The 17,130-nt window shown below is 36.9% G+C and carries 15 protein-coding genes; 5 read left to right on the top strand and 10 right to left on the bottom strand.

Annotation, left to right across the window (positions count from 1 at the left end; all coding sequences use genetic code 11):
• Nucleotides 1-132 precede the first annotated feature (132 nt).
• A complete protein-coding gene (locus tag ACFSQ3_RS08965) occupies nt 133-1,602 on the bottom strand; it encodes a redoxin family protein (RefSeq protein ID WP_380869205.1) in 1,470 nt (489 codons plus the stop codon).
• Nucleotides 1,603-1,972: 370 nt separating this feature from the next.
• On the opposite strand from ACFSQ3_RS08965, the gene ACFSQ3_RS08960 reads away from it, so the two are divergent.
• The 5 genes from ACFSQ3_RS08960 (at nt 1,973) to ACFSQ3_RS08940 (ending at nt 6,003) form a co-directional block, all read left to right on the top strand.
• Entirely contained in the window at nt 1,973-2,794 is an 822-nt protein-coding gene (locus tag ACFSQ3_RS08960) for a helix-turn-helix domain-containing protein (protein ID WP_380869204.1), read from the top strand.
• A 92-nt stretch (nt 2,795-2,886) separates the two neighbouring features.
• Nucleotides 2,887-3,462: a sugar O-acetyltransferase gene (locus ACFSQ3_RS08955; RefSeq protein ID WP_380869203.1), complete on the top strand. Its 576-nt coding sequence runs from the start codon at nt 2,887-2,889 to the stop codon at nt 3,460-3,462.
• On the top strand, nt 3,459-4,499 hold the full coding sequence (locus ACFSQ3_RS08950; protein ID WP_380869202.1) for an alpha/beta hydrolase: 1,041 nt from the start codon (nt 3,459-3,461) through the stop codon (nt 4,497-4,499). Before ACFSQ3_RS08955 ends, ACFSQ3_RS08950 begins: the two co-directional genes overlap by 4 nt.
• A gap of 71 nt (nt 4,500-4,570) precedes the next feature.
• Nucleotides 4,571-4,801 (top strand): hypothetical protein, encoded by a 231-nt coding sequence (locus tag ACFSQ3_RS08945; protein ID WP_380869201.1) that lies wholly within the window; start codon nt 4,571-4,573, stop codon nt 4,799-4,801.
• A gap of 254 nt (nt 4,802-5,055) precedes the next feature.
• Nucleotides 5,056-6,003 (top strand): TolB family protein, encoded by a 948-nt coding sequence (locus ACFSQ3_RS08940; RefSeq protein ID WP_380869200.1) that lies wholly within the window; start codon nt 5,056-5,058, stop codon nt 6,001-6,003.
• Between the two features lie 1,034 nt (nt 6,004-7,037).
• Here the strand turns inward: ACFSQ3_RS08940 and ACFSQ3_RS08935 are convergent.
• From ACFSQ3_RS08935 to traK, 9 genes are all read right to left on the bottom strand, one after another.
• Entirely contained in the window at nt 7,038-8,447 is a 1,410-nt protein-coding gene (locus tag ACFSQ3_RS08935; RefSeq protein WP_380869199.1) for a S41 family peptidase, read from the bottom strand.
• 285 nt (nt 8,448-8,732) lie between these two features.
• The gene (locus tag ACFSQ3_RS08930) at nt 8,733-9,272 is read right to left on the bottom strand and encodes an AAA family ATPase (RefSeq protein WP_380869198.1); all 540 of its coding nucleotides are present in this window, start codon (nt 9,270-9,272) and stop codon (nt 8,733-8,735) included.
• 1,068 nt (nt 9,273-10,340) lie between these two features.
• Complete coding sequence (locus ACFSQ3_RS08925) at nt 10,341-11,078, bottom strand: carboxylesterase family protein (RefSeq protein ID WP_380869197.1); 738 nt, start codon at nt 11,076-11,078, stop codon at nt 10,341-10,343.
• A gap of 132 nt (nt 11,079-11,210) precedes the next feature.
• Nucleotides 11,211-12,245, bottom strand: a complete 1,035-nt coding sequence (locus ACFSQ3_RS08920; RefSeq protein WP_380869196.1) for a thioredoxin-like domain-containing protein — start codon at nt 12,243-12,245, stop codon at nt 11,211-11,213.
• 382 nt (nt 12,246-12,627) lie between these two features.
• Entirely contained in the window at nt 12,628-12,900 is a 273-nt protein-coding gene (locus tag ACFSQ3_RS08915) for a helix-turn-helix domain-containing protein (protein WP_380869195.1), read from the bottom strand.
• A gap of 357 nt (nt 12,901-13,257) precedes the next feature.
• On the bottom strand, nt 13,258-14,034 hold the full coding sequence (locus ACFSQ3_RS08910) for a hypothetical protein (RefSeq protein ID WP_380869194.1): 777 nt from the start codon (nt 14,032-14,034) through the stop codon (nt 13,258-13,260).
• Between the two features lie 17 nt (nt 14,035-14,051).
• The gene (traN, locus tag ACFSQ3_RS08905) at nt 14,052-14,888 is read right to left on the bottom strand and encodes a conjugative transposon protein TraN (protein WP_380869193.1); all 837 of its coding nucleotides are present in this window, start codon (nt 14,886-14,888) and stop codon (nt 14,052-14,054) included.
• Between the two features lie 11 nt (nt 14,889-14,899).
• Nucleotides 14,900-16,195, bottom strand: coding sequence for a conjugative transposon protein TraM (gene traM / locus ACFSQ3_RS08900; RefSeq protein ID WP_380869192.1), 1,296 nt, complete (start codon nt 16,193-16,195; stop codon nt 14,900-14,902).
• 306 nt (nt 16,196-16,501) lie between these two features.
• The gene (gene traK / locus ACFSQ3_RS08895) at nt 16,502-17,125 is read right to left on the bottom strand and encodes a conjugative transposon protein TraK (protein ID WP_380869191.1); all 624 of its coding nucleotides are present in this window, start codon (nt 17,123-17,125) and stop codon (nt 16,502-16,504) included.
• Between the last annotated feature and the right edge of the window lie 5 nt (nt 17,126-17,130).

The following is a 17,130-nucleotide window of genomic DNA, read 5'->3' as shown; positions in this document are numbered from 1 at the left end:
CGCTGGATACCTTCGTATTGTGCGACAACTCAGTATGAGTAAAAATTACATATGTAGTGTAGCTGATACATATATCTCCAACAAGAGATCTTATAGGTACTTTGAATTTTCACGAATATTTCTATTTGGCAGTTATTCAATTATCCAAAGCATCAACTCTAAGACATTTCTGTTATTACTGTTGACTAGAAAATCCTTGAAGACTATTTTCCCGGATTTGTCTATTAGATAATTCGAAGGTGCTGCTTCTGCAATTAGATTGCCTCTTTCTTCTGGATTGTCTTTCAGAGGTATGAATGACGTTTTAGCTTTTTCTAAAAACGGTAATACATAGTCATCTTGTTCGTGAACCATGTTTATGCCTAGATATACGACATCTCGTTCCTTTCTATTGTTTAGAACATACTCTATATGCGGGAATTCGGCTCTGCATGGCCCACATGTAGGAAACCAAAAGGATAACAGTACAGTTTTGCCGTAAAAGTCGCTCAGCTTTATTTCACTTTGATCTATATAACTTGTCGCTTTTATCTCGGAAGCATTATCCGCTTCTTCGAGTATTGTAGTTTTAACTAAATCCCTGATTTGAAATTTTTCCATACCGTTGTTAAAACCTATTTTTTCTATCCTCTTGTATACCGAAGTATCGGGATTTTGAACGAAGTATGTTGTCAGAGCCTGAAGCGCTGATTTAAAATCGGATAGTTTCACAAATGTGTCTGCAACCAATAAAGTCGTTGCACGCGAGATTGAGGAATACCTACTAGTTTCAAGGCTCTTTATTGAATATAATACGGAATCATATTGAGCGGAGCTGTACTGATTTTTTGCGGAGTATAACAGTTGTGCACTTTCAAGACGAATAAACCAAGTGCTATCTGCCTGTTGCTTCCATATACTTGTAGCTAACTCTATTGCTTCCTTTAAATCCTCATTTACCAAAAGATCGAAATATTCATTCATTCCGCTACGGGTAAAATGATACTTCTCAAATGGATACTCCTTAGCTAGTTGTTTGTAATATCTCTTCTTTTGAAAAGTATCAAGGCTTTTGTTAGCCAGCCAATAAAGCGCCATCGCAGCAGCCTCATCGCCCTTGTAGTTGACGGGTATTGAATTCATCTTATCAAAATAAGTTTTAAGATCGTAATTAGCATAACTATGTGCTTCATAAAATGCGTAACGAGCGTTACCCTTTTCTATCCTACTCGCTTTACTAAAAGCTTCAGAAGCCACTTTGTTATCTCCCCACCTTTCTGCATCCATGCCATATAGCATATGTGCTTCTGCCAAGGCGGAATCGTTCTGCAACGCATACGTTAACCACTTTCGAGCATCTGAATGACTTCGATAGAACAATGATCTTCCCAACGCTAATGGTACCGTTGAAGAATGAGGAAATTTGAGCCTCCATACTTCATATTGTGATATTAAACTATCTATGCTCAGGTCAGACTCCTCCAGAAAAATCATATGTAAATCAAGGCTATCTAGATTTTGTTCCAGTTGTTTTATGGATATGTTTTCTTGCGAGTAAGAGTGTGCGGATACTACGCAAAGCAACTTAATAAATATTAAACGGGCTATTTTAAATTTCGTCATGCCAGAAATTAGGTTTGTATAATTGTATATAGAACTCATTATCTAAATGATTGTTTAAATGCGACATACAATTTATTCCCCAAATAATAGGAGGTCATTAGCGACTAATATGCTTCGTTTTTTGAGACAATATTTCGTATTTACATTGAAATCTTATCTCTTTTTTTATCTGTAAATTATCAGGGATTTTTATGCGATCTATTGAAACAACTACTTAAACTCTGATAGGATTTGAAAAATGATAACCTGGACGAGCAATGCATAATGAGGCATACAAAAATGTATATTGAGCCTTACAAAAAACGTGCGCAAAGTTTCAATGCGTACTTTTGCATGTACATAGGGTGACCTTATAATATAGGTATAATATATGGGACAAACTGATAAATTAAAGACAATAAACTATTCGGGTATCTTCTTATCCTGTTTTACTGATTATAGTGAGAAATGTATCCACGCTACACCGGAACACGTATTACTGTACCTCTATTCAGGCGAGCAAATAATAGAGGACAGTAATAAGAAGATCAAAATAAAAGCCGGCGAATGCGCTTTTATAAGACGTAACAACAGGCTGACATTACACAAAAATAGCAAGGGTAAAGAGTTTTATAAAGGAATTTCACTGACCTTTAACCGTAACATATTAAGAGAATTTTATGGCAACCTCAATAAATCAGAACTGCCAAAAAAGGTAAACATTTCAGACAAAAGTGTATTTAAAATTGAACCTCGCGCAGATATTATCAGTTTGTTTCAATCGCTTACTCCATATTTCGATGAGAACATAAAACCTACCGTGGGCGTTACCCATTTGAAATTATTGGAGGGCATTTATGCCTTGTTGAATAATTCCGATACTTTCTTTCCAGTATTATTTGATTTCACCGACCCGTGGAAGATAGATATTTTGGAGTTCCTCAACGATCATTATATGGACGACCTCTCGATGGAGCAGATTGCCGCATATACAGGTCGAAGTTTGGCAACATTCAAGCGGGATTTTAAAAAGGTCAGCAACCTAAGTCCTCAAAAATGGCTGATAAAAAAACGTTTAGATGCTGCGTATGTAAAGTTGAAAGAAGACCGAAAAAAGGTGCAGGATGTATATGTAGAAGTCGGTTTTAAAAATCCCTCACATTTTTCTACCGCATTTAAGAAACAGTACGGAATGACACCGACCGAAGTGTAGAATTGAGCCTAAAGGAAAAGATATTTGAGCCTTACAGAAATATACCTGTAAGGCTTTTATTTTAATTTTGAATTGTATCAAATTCTTATCGTATGGACACAGGAGATATATTTCAAAAACTGAAAAATGGGGAAACCATATTATCTAATGACTCGCAAGTACATAGAATGCGCGAGGCTGCTTTTGCTACGAAAAAGTTACTTCTTCAGATGAACGATACCACCGATCCGAACGAGATGCGAATTTTATTGAGCGAAATCACAGGTGCGGAGATTGATGAAAGTGTAACGATATTTACCCCATTGCATATCAACTACGGAAAGCATACCAAAATCGGAAAGAACGTATTTATCAATTTCGACTGCGTTTTTCTTGATATGGGAGGCATAACTATAGAAGACGGCGTGCTGATAGCACCGAAAGTAAGCTTATTGTCAGAGGGTCACGGTATCTTGCCCGAGGAGAGACAATCATTAATTCCAAAGCCTATACATATTAAAAAGAATGTTTGGATTGGGGCTGGAGCAATCATCTTGCAGGGCGTGACCATTGGCGAAAATGCAGTCGTAGCCGCCGGATCGGTGGTTTCCAAAGATGTTCCCGATAATGCAGTTGTAGGCGGTATACCTGCAAAATTATTAAAACAATTTAATCAGCGAATAAAATGAAAAAGACACTTATGGTCGCAATAGCAACCTTTTTTATGTTAGGGGCCACTGCACAGCATAAACATACAGAAATGAAACAGTTAGACACAACAGACCATTACACCTTTCAACTAAGTGATAAGGTAACTCGTAAAAAAGTAACATTCAAAAATCGTTTCGGAATAACACTTTCAGGCGATCTGTATATTCCCAAAAGTATAGGAACATCACCGCTGCCTGCTATTGCCATTAGCGGTCCTTATGGCGCGGTCAAAGAACAATCATCGGGATTATATGCGAATCAGTTAGCATTACGTGGATTTATAACCCTTGCTTTTGACCCGTCGTATACAGGAGAAAGCAGTGGCGAACCCCGAAATATCTCATCCCCCGATATTAATACCGAGGATTTTAGTGCTGCCGTAGATTACTTGGGCGTACAAAATAATATAGACCGTAACAAAATAGGTATTATCGGTATTTGTGGATTTGGAGGCTATGCCCTGAATGCCGCAGCACCAGATAAACGTATCAAAGCCGTCGCTACTTCCACCATGTATGACATATCGAGAGGGGCTGCAAATGGCTATTATGATAAGAAAACATCGGAAGAACGTTTAAATGAATATGTACAAATAGGCGAACAACGTTGGAAGGATGTGCAAAACGGAACTCCGGCTTATGGCGCTACCGGGCTGGCAAATGTCGCTGAAAATGCGCCACAGTTTGTGAAAGAATATGCAGCATATTACAGAACTGATAGAGGGTTTCATCCGCGTTCGCTCAACTCCAATGCATCGTGGTCATTGACTAACGCGGTGACAAATATGAATGCACCGATATTGGCTTACATACGAGAGATTTCGCCACGACCTGTTTTAATTATTGCAGGCGAAAAAGCACACTCGCGCTATTTTAGCGAAACTGCTTATGAAAACGCAGCAAGCCCCAAAGAACTGGTTATAGTGCCTAATGCCGTACATACCGATTTGTACGACAAGATTGATATTATTCCATTTGATAAGATGGAGGCGTTTTTTAAGCAGAACCTAAAGTAATTATATGATATAGCTTCAATATTTATGTACGTGGACTGGAAAAATATAAAATAGGTAAGCCTCTATTGTTAATGGAAGTAGGTAGCTGTGCTTATGATGGCGCTGCTGAAAAAGAAAATGGTGGATTTGCTGTTTTACAAGGTACTAACCCTGATGGTACGGGCATCTATATGGATAATAAAGTGCCCGTAATACGTGAGAAGGAACAGGCAGATTATGTGGAAACACAGGTAAATGTCTTAAAAAATACTGGAATTGATGGAACGTATATTTATGTCTTTGCATTTCCAATTTTGCCTTAATCTTGCCCCTGGAATAAAGATTTTGACATGACTACTAATGCTGAAGTCGCTACATGCTTATGCATGAGAGCGACTTTTTTTATTAGTTCGTTTTGTGCGACATTCATAACTCTCATAGGGTTCGATTGTACGTTAATATTTAGTTTATATTCTTGATCTAATTTTTAGGAGATTTTTCTATAAAATACTGGTTTTCGTGGATAAGTAAGGGCACTCTTATTGCTTTAATTTATCGCATACAACGTTTATATATTATGAAAAATATCCATTTTTTGGTATACCTAATCGCATTTGTTTCTGCCTGTAGCAAGGACAACAACGTCGATGACGACAGATCGAACCTAACCCCAACTGGAAATATTTTATACGATAACGGCGAGAAAACATATTCATTAGATTTGAGCAGTGGTACAAAGAAAATCTATTTTGATCAAAATAATTATTCTTTGAATGGTTGGGATGTGAGTTGGGATGGGCTCTTACGTCTGGAAACATCATCCATAGCTGGCGATTTTCAGCACATCAAATTCAACTTCGTTCAGACTGGAAATGGTGCGATTTCGAAAGAAATAATCTACCCACGTCTTGCAGGAGAAGATCGTTTGATAGCTGGTAAGCTCAGCCCGGACAACTCTCATATTTTACTTGAACCAGATTTGAATCATGGAATTGTATTGCTTGATTTAGAAGGTAATATTGTTAAACATCTACAGACGGTAAACGGTAAGAATTTAACACTGGGAGATAGAGCATTGATGCTTGCTGATAAGAGTATCCTATTTACCTTTGATGGCAAACATATTTTGAAAACACATCCTCCATATGATGAAATTGTGGCAATAAAAGAAATGAGTTATTCCGAGTGGGGTAATATGCATTGTAGTAGAGATGGTTCGAAAATTTCGGTTCGAATAGACAAACACATATACGTTATGAATAGCGATGGAACCGAGTTAAAACAGGTTACAGATAGCCAGACCCAAGAAAGAGAGGGTGTTTTTTCCCCAGATGGAAACTTTTTGCTTGTTGTATCGGATTATCAGCCGGCTACATTTAGACCTGGTACATGGAACCTAAATATTATTCCATTGGATGGAAGCATACATACGGTAGGCAGTAACCCATCACAATCCGTAATTGTAGTTAAAGAACAAAACAGCTCAAATGTGGAGAGAGGTGATGACTATATGTTATGGCGTTAGGCTTTTGAACCCTAAAAGCATATAGTTTGTATATATCTTCGTTTTGTGAGACAAAATCAATTACCCAAATACGTTTTAATAGATAGTATTCTCTTACACTCTCGATCAAGACAGTTTATCTCAATCAGTTGGCCTTGGGCAAGTTTTGAGAAATCAATGTTTTTAAATATGAGAACATTCTGGGTAGATATTATAGGGGGAGTTAAGTCTGTATAAACAATGTATCTGGTCCCCATGTCACTTATAAATTCCTCTTCGACTTTTATAATTCTTGTCTTGATTACACGTTTTGTCGTCAACTTTGAATCATCAGCTGCTACTCTATAAAAAGGGGTAACATATTTAAATATCAGAAAGTTGAAAATAATAACGAAAGCTATTAGAAGTAAATCTGTTAATTGGAAATTGGTTCTTACAAGGTAGATTAAGGAAGATATGCCCTCGTACATTAATAGGATGTAAAGAGGACATACAAATACGAGAAGGAGGAATCTTAATAATGCCGACCTCGATCTTATCCGCTTTAATTCTTCAAGTTCTATAGGTAGTATTTCTATGCCCATTCAATTAATATGTTCCGTGGATTCCAAACTGAATTAATATATTAGTGAGGAGGCTTATTGTATGAACAGAAATAGTTTACTGCTAATCGCAGCCACAATGACAATTATCAGTGGAAACGTATTTTATTTTGCATACTGGAATGATATAATGACTTATGGAGTCTACTTAATATTATTCTTATTTACATCAACAACGACAATTGCCTCCTTGGTCAAGATACGCAAAAAAAATCTTGTCTGGTGGATAATACTGATTCCAAATATCTACCTTATCGTTGCACAGATTGCATTTGTAGCGCTATTCTTATTACTGGCTGGACCTGAAATAGTATTCGAAAGAATGCGTGGAGACCTTTTGAGACGGTAAAATGCTTTTATTGTTTGTTTTTTAAGAAACTCGATAATCTTAAAAACATTTAGCTACTTTTCTAGACATTGATTTCATGCGCACAGAGTGAAGTTTATATTGATCTATTTTTCATCTTGGTTTAAATATTGAATAGCAGATTCCAATTGAGAGTCACTTTTTAAGGGATATAAAACGTCATTGAGATTTTGTCTTACAACAACATTAGGTTTTATTCCTACACCAACAAATTCCTCATCATTTGGTAATGTCACTTTCTTTGTACAAATCCAAGCTGTAGTATTCCCCGGCAAGTCAATTTGGATCGGCTGGCCTGTACTGCCATTTGTGTAATCACCCATCCGTTTAATATTTTCCTTATCGTAAAGATATATTAAAAAATCTTCAGCCGCAGAAGCGGTGTAGCTATTGGAAAGAATGACGACAGGGACTAACAGTTTAATATCTGTATGAGCGACAGTAGGTCGATAATCAAACGCATGGAATTTTACACCCATGAATGCTTTATAGTAGTTGATGGCTTCTTTTTTAGATATACCCCATTGAGCTTTTCCATTGATCGTATCTTGTGGTGTAAGAAATGAGCCGATTGCTCGTTCTGTCGGGATTATATTCCTACTATAGTTTTTAGCCCCATAAATAATATCATTTTCTATAAAATATTTAGCAATATTCATAGCATTTTTTCCGCTTCCGCCGCCATTATTACGAATGTCAATAATAATACTTTTAGCCTTTTGTAATTCTGCTAGTATTGACTCAAATTTTTGCACAACCTCCCCATCCTCAAAAGAGCGAATAGCGGTATAAGCTATGTCGTTTTCTAGCCACTTAAATTCGAACATCTCACTATTAGGCATTGACCCTGAAACCATTTCAATCTCATCCGTTTTTGCGTGAGTCAATTTAATGTTTTTCATTTCGCCTTCGGGCGTCTTGACATGAATACTGTATTGTTCTCCAGCTAATCCCGAAAGAAGGTTATAAGCTGCTTTATTATTCAGGTCAGCTTCTGTCGAAGTTGCGATAAACGGTTTTACAAACTGTCGTTGATATTCTTCTGTTAATAAGCCATTTACTTTAATAACCTCACTGCCTATTGGGATATCTTTTTGTTTGCTCTTATTTACATCTACAACATACACTTTGCCGTTGACATTTGCTAGAAATATGCGGTATTCTCCAAAATTAGTTGTCAGTATTTCATTCTGTATATCATCCGGGAAATATACTTGAGTATGACCGTCTTTTAAAATTGCACAAAGTTTTTGAAGTTCCCGAAAGTATTCATAATCGTTTTGTACCTTTTGAACGTTAGCAATAGCTTCTTTATATGCACTGTTCCATACCGATGGATTTATCTTGTACATGTATACGAAATTGTAATTTGCCTCACTCCAAAATTTGGATAAACCATAAATCTTCTCGTCGATTGACAAGGTGCTTCGTGTTTGTGAATAAACGTTGCTTCCTGAAACTGCGATAATTAATAAAATAAACAATACAATTCTCATATTCTTAGGTTATATTTTCAAGTTAAGGATAGTATAGATGCTTCCTAATTACTAAAATACATAAAAAATTGATGATGATATTATTGAGATTTTGTAAAGTATATAAAGGCTTCGCGCATAAAGAAGCCGCCGGCATAAACATGACATTCTGAATCTCGAAATCTTTAATTCGTATGACAGTAGGACGGGAAATAATGTCTGGAAATACTAAATAGTTACTTCCATATGCATTACTAAAGTTAAAATTCTTCGTTTTGTGAGACAGATTGTGATAGTCTGACACCATCAACCGATCTGGCTGATTACAAAATCAGCCCGATTAGCGATAGTCCCAATTGGTACTTCCATTAATTCATACCCATACTTACGGTAAGTCAATTTCATAGCGTTATAGGTAGATATGGCCTCATTCCACTCCTGCTTACGCTCATTATCATTTTCGTATATCCTTTTCCAAGGTGGCAAAAGAAAGACTTTTCGATTGTACCTAATATCGCTGACAGCCTTTTTTAAATGATCTTCTATATCTATCCCAATCATATCAGCGTAGCAAAACGCATCGAAAATACCCCTATCAAAAAAATGGATATCACTTGAACCACTTTCAGAAAGTAATTTATATGTTTTGATTGACTCTTCAATCATCAATTTCGTGTAGTATGCTTTATTCTTCCATGGTAATCCATCTCCTCCTTTTTTAACTTCATTTTGTATTATACGCCTCGCGTCTTCATGTACGATTCTAAAACCGACTTTCTCCAACTCGGTCAGCAATGTAGTTTTACCAACACCTGGGCCGCCAGTTATTACATAAAAATTATCCATATAATCTTGATTGCTTTCAGTTTTGAATAGTAATGGAATACTGTATAGTTCAAAACGAATCGAGATCAAATCTGTTCGTTTTGTGAGACAACTGGTATATACAATTCCTTATGATGCTTCACCTCTCCTTTTGATTTCATCAAGAATGTTTTTTACATAGATCACACTCGGCAATATCGTAACTGAGAGTGAGGTAGCAACAACTTATAGTACAGGTTTATCCTTAACTATGGCTAAATATATGAGTGTAGTTATTAGAAATAGCACTGTTGAACTAATACCTAAGAGTACCGCACTAGCAGAAGACTTTTTTCTCAAAAGCTCCTTCATAGTTATTGTTTTTAATTCGGTGTTGTTGTCTTTCATAGAATTAAATGGTCTTAAATAGTAGACTTGACAAGTGGAAAACCGGTTTAACAAATCCTAATTAAGAAAATAGCTGATATTTCCTCAGGCAATTCTCCGCTGTTCAAGTTCGTTTATCAGAGATTTCTGCTGCCTACGGTTAGCGATAAGCAGTAAAAGCAAAGGAATAAATAAAAATGTGTACACTTTGACAGTACCGTCAATAATCGAGACAATTGATGCAACTGACAATACTATCGTACACACTAAAGATATTTTGTAATCTCTTCGCATTTTTTTTGATTTGCGTATTAATTCATCATCCGAAGTTTTCTTAAAGTCAATTTTACTTAACATAAATTTTAGCGTTAGATTAGTAGTTTTTGGGATTATGAAAACAAAGGAAAAATGAGGTCTACGATAATTTTGTATAAAATCACACCTAAAAATAAGAATACAGCATCCCTCAAATAGGATCGCTTTGAATATCTGGTTTTCATGGAATTCATAATTTACCCAAATATATCAAATTTGATTAGAACTACCCTATTGAAGACGGCCTAGATACTAGAAATGAAAATATTCCTTTTGTGAGACTACAAAAGATCTTTTCCGCTGAGTCTAAAGTCAAGTGAAATATTAAATAGCCCCTGTCAGTCTTTCGCCGAGACTAATGGTGGGTACTCTAAACCATCAGGTAATTATCTTGGAATTTGAGATGTTTTACAAATGTTTTTGCTGTTGCAACATCCACTTATAGATTTGTAATTTGGTCTCATAAATATATTGAATAGCGTGACCTTCACCTTCTAGTCGATGAAATACCATATTGCCATTACATTGCTTCAACAAATTTTCTATTCTCTCAGTTTCGTGTATAGATATTTCATCATCAGCGGTTCCATGATATGTTAAAATAGGAATGTGATTGATTGTGCATATCCGAGATATGTCCCTATCATTTATCCCTCCGCACAAAGGAACAATGGCTGCTATTTTGTCCGGATGATCTAATGCAGTAATATATGCTCCGTACCCTCCCATGCTGATACCCGTCACATATACTCGGCTTTTGTCAATTCTATATTTTGAGGTAACATCATTGTAGAGTGAATCAAACCAGTTTTCCGTAGACCAGTATTTTCCATCTGGGCATTGCGGAGCGACCATGACAAAATCAAATTCCTTTCCCTGATCTACTAGAAAAGGAAGACCGTAAGTTTTAAGTTTATTCAAATCATTCCCTTTTTGAGATCCTCCGTGCAGATAGATAACCAGCGGATGATATAGCGTGTCTAAATTATATTGTTTTGGCAGATAAGTTAATTGGTTATAACTAACTCTCGGTTTTTCTTGTGCTGATGCTTTAACTATTGAATTATGGAAAATGGCAATCAAAAATGCAAAGTGACAAAAGGGTAATATTGATCTAAGAAATTTATTTGGTACTGGAAATATCATCGCACAAATCTAGTTGTTTTAAGATATTTCTGAAACCTGAAAAGCGATTTACTTATTACTATTCGATTTGTGAGACAGCAATATCTATTGGGTATATAAGTTTTTAGCACACCCCGGTTAACTCAAAATACATTACAAGCGACTATTTTTAAAGAACCTATCCTCCAGAAAGTCGTGAAATTTCACTTCAGAAGTTGAGGAATCATAAATTAGATTTTGATTTTTATCAAAAATAATAGCGCGAGGTACTGCATCAACATTAAACATTAGCGGAAGAACACCTCTGGATGCATCGCCGCTGCAAATTTGCCGCCAATTCATATTTGCTTTTTCAATTGTTTCCCTGCAAAGATTTATGTCGCGATCCAGAGATACTGAGATGACTTCTAAGCTATCTTGATATTTTTCGTAAATATCAACCAATTTGGGCATATCTTCCATACACGGCTGACACCAAGTTGCCCAAAAATCTATTATCACGTATTGGCCTTTAAAATCTCGAAAAGATATTTTTTCTCCAGATATATCGGTGCCGATGAATGCTGGGAGGACCTGCCAGTTGTTATGCTCTAACTGTTCTATTCTTTTATATACAATGTTGCCCATTTCAGAGCGTCTTATATCTTCTGAAAGCTTCGAAAAGTGGCTATGCGCCTGTGACAAATCTATTTCCGATCGGTAAAGTAGCATGTCGAGTACATGCAGTGATACAATCGATTCAGGATTCTCTGATATCATAGCTAGTTTTTCTTCTAGAGAATAACTTCTTTTATTGTAATTTTTCAGCACATCGTTTTCAGAACCCTCTGAAAAGATGTTCGATTCATGTAGCTTGTCGATATGCCCAGCAACCTCAATGTCTCCACGCTCAAGAATAAATATCTGGTAAGCTTTAGTCATTTCTGGTATCTTTATAGCACACCAAGTAGGGATATTGACATTCCCTTTAAATTCAAATTTATCATTCTCTATTTCGCAAGAGTCTAGAATTATACCATTATCTATCAGGCGATAGAAGATTCCAATATCCACCAAATAAGCCTTTGCTCCAGAACTCCCTTCAACAGAGCCTTTAATGCGAAAATTATCATTATCGCTAGAAAGCAAAATATGAGGGTTGCCTACCATAATGCAGATTATCAGCAAGAAAAAGAAACGAAACATCATAAAAGGTACTATTTAGGTGAAATTAAATATACGTAAAATTGCCGTCTTTTTTGAGATAGATTTGAAAAGGAGAAGCTTGAAATCTATCTAATTATTTTGTCTTACAACCGTTTTTTGTAAGCAGTCAATCTCCATATTTAGATTCTGATCTTAGGTATTAAACCCAGCATATCCTATTTCCATAAAAACGTTTGATATGAAATTTTATGAAACATAGATTTGTAAAACAACATTTTGAGATAACATTTAGTGTGAAAAGTGGGTAAGTGATGAATCTATTATTTCTGTCGCAAAAAACGACCGATAAAAAAGCAGTTCAATAATGAGACATTACTGAACTGCTATGCGAACGTTAGTACGCTGAAAGTATCCACCAAAGATTTTAAGATTGATTAGTGCATAACATACTTTCGATATCCTTTAGCTTGTAGAATATTAAACCACCAATCTTTGAATATGGTATTACCCCTTTCTGACGGAGATTCTGCAGGGTGCCCGGCGAAATGCCTAGCATTTCAAGCACCTCATAGGTTTTCAACCATTCCTTTTGCAACGAAGCATTGGTCTGTTTAGTAAATCGCATATTTCGGATCTCATGGATGAGCTCAGTCTTCAGAACTTCCAAATCTCGTTTCGTTATTATTTCTACATTCATAATTTTAATTTTTAAAATCAATAGCTATTCAACATCTTGAGCAGAATTACCATCAAGAATTTTCAGTTCAATTTCACTTGCTCTCAATCTATTATACGATGGACGATAGATGATGTAATTCCATTCTCTTAGTTCATTTAAGCATCGATGATAAGTGGACGGTGAAGATATTTTTGCCATCCTCATAACTTCTTTGCTATACAAACAAATGCTTTTAACTTGTGAATTTCTTGACCAGTATTGAAAAATAGCTGCGTATAACGCGATATGAGACATTCCAATTCGGGCATCATATGCTATTGCGTCAAAAAAGGTATTCAATGGTTTTACATGCATTTGAACTGCCTTTCTTTTGGGTTACATACTCTGCTTTTTGTTGCGACTTTGCTTTGTTTGAGTTTTTTTCACATCCTCACTTTTGGATTTGTCGTGAACCAAATCTTTTTGTCCCTGCCGCGTAACTAGCGTCCTATCGTTTTGTTGCTTCATATCATTAGAAACAAATTCTGCGATATTTACCGTCTTATATTGAGGATTAGCTTCAAGCGTAACTTTCTGCTCAACACCATCGCGTATTAAAGTGGCAGACTGAACATTGCCTTTTTTCAGCGATTCGGTCAAATTATCTTTGTAGGTCTGGTTTGTTAATTCTTTAATAGTATGCTTGCTCAATTCTGAATCCAGATTGTATCCATAATTTTCATGATACTGCTTAAGTTTAAAGTTTCCTTGGTCATCTGTCTGTTTAAAGTCCAGCTGTAACCACGCTTCAAAACTTTCTCCCTGCTTATTGGTAAGATTTTTATGTACCGAACGACCGTCCATCAGATTGTAAGCCTCTTTGAACGTGATGTTATTATTTTTGTTAATGTAAAACAGTTGCGATGAAGCCAGCTGATTATCCGGCTTTTCAATCTGAACTTGATAGGAATTAAAAAAATACATATCTGTCTGCTTTGATTTCGAAAAATTCAATTCTGCGTTTACCTTATCATGCCCGAAATCAGTACTGTGCTTTAGTTGAAACTCCGGCTTACCTTGCTCAATATGTTTTTTGAGATCGCTTTCCAAATGCTCACCAAATCCAGAATATTTAATTTGATCGCGTAGGTATTCAAAATTGTTCATGTTCATGATGTTTAAGGTTTATATCAATCAATATTAATTGCCCGAAGCAAATGCTTGTTGCGTAGTTTTATTTCAATGTTCCTGCCTCCATTTTCCTCCAGCATTTGTATCCGTAGATGTTTACCATCTGGAATAGTAAATAATGGCAACACAAACGTAATTAGCTGATGGCTTCGGGGTGCAATTTTCGAAATGTCACCGTCAACGTATATTGGCAATAATTCTTGCTGCTGTATCGTGGTTCTCTTAGCAAGCTTATTATCGCTCATGAAAAAACGTATTTGAGCGACCCGGTAGTTTATTGTGCTGCTATTTTGCAAATCTAGTCGCAGGTAAAGTTGGTTCTCATGGGTGTAAAGGTTTGTCATACCAACCTCTGCACCATATTTTGCACGCTTAACCATAGGTCGCCTAAACTGTTGATTGGTGATCAACTTACAATTTTCATGTAATTTCGATTCATTCACCTGCGTATCGGAAATCATAATCTGCGAGTCGCTCTCCAATTTTGGTTTCAACGAAATGGTCAGCTTATCCGGACGCGCGACATAACTAACTAAAAAACTATACAACGTTCCATCTCCTCCAATAACAGTCAAATTTGTGGGATTAAAATGCTCCTTAGCAGCTTTTACTTGAAGGACATTATCCGTATTTTGGGCTTTTTGCGCGATTATATCCGTGCTTCCTAAATCCACCGCTTTAATAAAATGCGGGAATATAATATGTGTTGTAAATCCAGTGCTTAACTCTACTGGTAACGGCGTTAGATCAATAGGGGTGAATCTTTGAGCGAAAGCGGTCGCGCCCGTTATTAAAGCAGTCCACCAAATGGTTATATTTACAATTATCTTTTTCATAAAATAGCTATCTAAATATTCGAATTATTAGAATAATGATGGTTTTGATCGTTTCGAAGTAAAACCTGATGTCCTGCCTTCAGGTGCAGTTTGATTAATTTAGTTTTTCGGCTGAGCAATGATTTCGCTGCATCAATACCCGCACCAGCAGCCTGTATGGACCAAGAAGGATCCATCATTCTGGGTGTTAGTGCTTGAATAGATCGATCGGCAGATTGCATACCGCTCTCGCGCGTTATGGAGCCGGGGACATGAATACCTATCATACCGTCCAAATCGTATAGTGATACTTTAAGTGGTATCAAGGTATCCATCCAGCGAACTTCACTGATATGTATTTGCAAACGCTCCCCTGCTAAGCGTGCCACCCCATAGACAAAATTGCTTTTTGGAATCAGCACATTATGCAGCTTTACATCATCCAAGAATCTTAATTTGACAACAGAGCCGTCAACCACAGTTTGATCCTCATGAATCACAGCCCTAATAATATTTGATTTTATCTCTGTAGAGCGGCTTTCTCGTATTCCATAAAATCCGACCCCATTTCCCGAAAAAGTATCCAGTTGCCCAAGCTGCGATATATGAAGGCTTGTGCTAAACCTTTCTAAAGGTGCTACCATACTATCAATAGATGAATTAGACTGTTCTCGACCTTCGGATGTTATTCGATCAGGATGCTGGATATCAATGATTTTTTCCAAAATACCACTAAGTTCATTCAGCTCTTGATCCGGACCTGAACTTTCCGATAATCCAGCCATCAACTGCTCCAACCGATCAATATCAGCTGTAGCTATTCCTTGCCGCGGTGGCAGCATTTCCATAGATGTTTGTGTATGATTCTGTTCTCGAGCCGATTGCTCTCGAAGCGTTCTTTCAAGCTCAGCCATCTTACGATGTACCTGCTCTTGTTGGTAATCAACAAACGTAATATTGCCCGATGCCGGAAAACTTTGCGATAAGTAATCTCCCTGGACAAAATAATCATCCTCACCCGTAGCTTCTTGTGAGTCAAGTGCCACATATGCAGGGTCATTTTTAGTTTGCTCATCCCTGAGTAAAGAATCTTTACGCGCATTAGCGTAATAATCTAACTTAGTCAGTGGTGCTTGATCACTAAAGTCTGGATTTGGTAAATCTACCATAAGGCCAGCATCCTGATAAATATTTTCGTTGCCGGCTTTAGGGCTTCCGCCACCTAATGACCAGAATAGGATAGTCAAAAAGGGAAAAGTTAGTAGCGGTAACATCAGAAGAAATCTTCGATGCTGCCTCTGCTTGATAGTTATCATTTTTGGTTCCATATTATTTTTGCTTATTATGATAAATTCGTTTCTTATGCTGGGGCATGCTGGATTCTTGTTCCCTCTTGTCGATCAATCTTTTTGTTTGGTCAATTTTAGCGACATCATCTTGTTTCAACGTTTCGCTCGGAGAACTAGGATATACTATTTTGTATGTACTCCAAAAACCAACGATCGTTACCCATAGAATTAAAAAAAGCTTGCACTGCAAGATGGTGTATCTCCGGGATTGTTGTCCTAGCCACAGACAGCATACTAGTTGCAGTTGCAGGAAACATCTGTTGAGATATTTGGTAAATGGCTTTTTCATCTTCTGAGCTCGGTTTTAAGATCCCGGTTTTCCAGTGTTGTCCATCGCTCTATTAAAAAGCCATGCGGATTATTGTCACTACGCGAAACTGTTCGTAAAGCTCCCGCGGTGGTTAAACTCCGCGTAGTGATGCTCGTTGGACGCACTATTTGCTGGCTAGCGAAACATTGAAATGAAAATGGATACTCCTCCGTATTTACCACTACGCTATCTATGTGTAAAGTTTGATTCACATTTCCCGCAATCAACCCCGAATAAAAGCCTTTTTCTTTCAGGTTATCATAGGCCTGATGTGCACTACGATCAGCTAAGTATAGCGCACGAGAGATGTTCTCCGCTATAGCCTTGTCATCTGGATCAAGGGTAAAAAATAGTTGGTGAAAAGTTGCAACATGATCTCGGGCTTCCACTAAAATGTTATCCTCCCGAAGAGAAGCATTCGCAGCCAAAACTTTACCATCGGCCAGTATATATATCCGCTCTTGCAAGGCAAGTACTGCGGAAAAAGATTTGTAAATCGTAAACCCTAAAACTATGGCTCCCAGAGAAATCAGTAGCATCGTAAATCCGCGTACATGCCTAAATGCGGTGTCAATATTTTTGGTTTTTTTGAATGTCATACTCC

The organism is Sphingobacterium corticis, assembly GCF_042684745.1.
Lineage (GTDB): Bacteria > Bacteroidota > Bacteroidia > Sphingobacteriales > Sphingobacteriaceae > Sphingobacterium > Sphingobacterium corticis.
Note: the sequence above shows the minus strand (reverse complement) of the source record. Positions and strands in the feature narration are given on the sequence as shown.

Bases quoted from the DNA above. Each gene is read 5' to 3' on its own strand.
- ACFSQ3_RS08965 (WP_380869205.1), bottom strand. From the start codon at position 1,602: ATGACGAAATTTAAAATAGCCCGTTTAATATTTATTAAGTTGCTTTGC.
- ACFSQ3_RS08960 (WP_380869204.1), top strand. From the start codon at position 1,973: ATGGGACAAACTGATAAATTAAAGACAATAAACTATTCGGGTATCTTC.
- ACFSQ3_RS08955 (WP_380869203.1), top strand. From the start codon at position 2,887: ATGGACACAGGAGATATATTTCAAAAACTGAAAAATGGGGAAACCATA.
- ACFSQ3_RS08950 (WP_380869202.1), top strand. From the start codon at position 3,459: ATGAAAAAGACACTTATGGTCGCAATAGCAACCTTTTTTATGTTAGGG.
- ACFSQ3_RS08945 (WP_380869201.1), top strand. From the start codon at position 4,571: ATGGAAGTAGGTAGCTGTGCTTATGATGGCGCTGCTGAAAAAGAAAAT.
- ACFSQ3_RS08940 (WP_380869200.1), top strand. From the start codon at position 5,056: ATGAAAAATATCCATTTTTTGGTATACCTAATCGCATTTGTTTCTGCC.
- ACFSQ3_RS08935 (WP_380869199.1), bottom strand. From the start codon at position 8,447: ATGAGAATTGTATTGTTTATTTTATTAATTATCGCAGTTTCAGGAAGC.
- ACFSQ3_RS08930 (WP_380869198.1), bottom strand. From the start codon at position 9,272: ATGGATAATTTTTATGTAATAACTGGCGGCCCAGGTGTTGGTAAAACT.
- ACFSQ3_RS08925 (WP_380869197.1), bottom strand. From the start codon at position 11,078: ATGATATTTCCAGTACCAAATAAATTTCTTAGATCAATATTACCCTTT.
- ACFSQ3_RS08920 (WP_380869196.1), bottom strand. From the start codon at position 12,245: ATGATGTTTCGTTTCTTTTTCTTGCTGATAATCTGCATTATGGTAGGC.
- ACFSQ3_RS08915 (WP_380869195.1), bottom strand. From the start codon at position 12,900: ATGAATGTAGAAATAATAACGAAACGAGATTTGGAAGTTCTGAAGACT.
- ACFSQ3_RS08910 (WP_380869194.1), bottom strand. From the start codon at position 14,034: ATGAACATGAACAATTTTGAATACCTACGCGATCAAATTAAATATTCT.
- traN (WP_380869193.1), bottom strand. From the start codon at position 14,888: ATGAAAAAGATAATTGTAAATATAACCATTTGGTGGACTGCTTTAATA.
- traM (WP_380869192.1), bottom strand. From the start codon at position 16,195: ATGGAACCAAAAATGATAACTATCAAGCAGAGGCAGCATCGAAGATTT.
- traK (WP_380869191.1), bottom strand. From the start codon at position 17,125: ATGACATTCAAAAAAACCAAAAATATTGACACCGCATTTAGGCATGTA.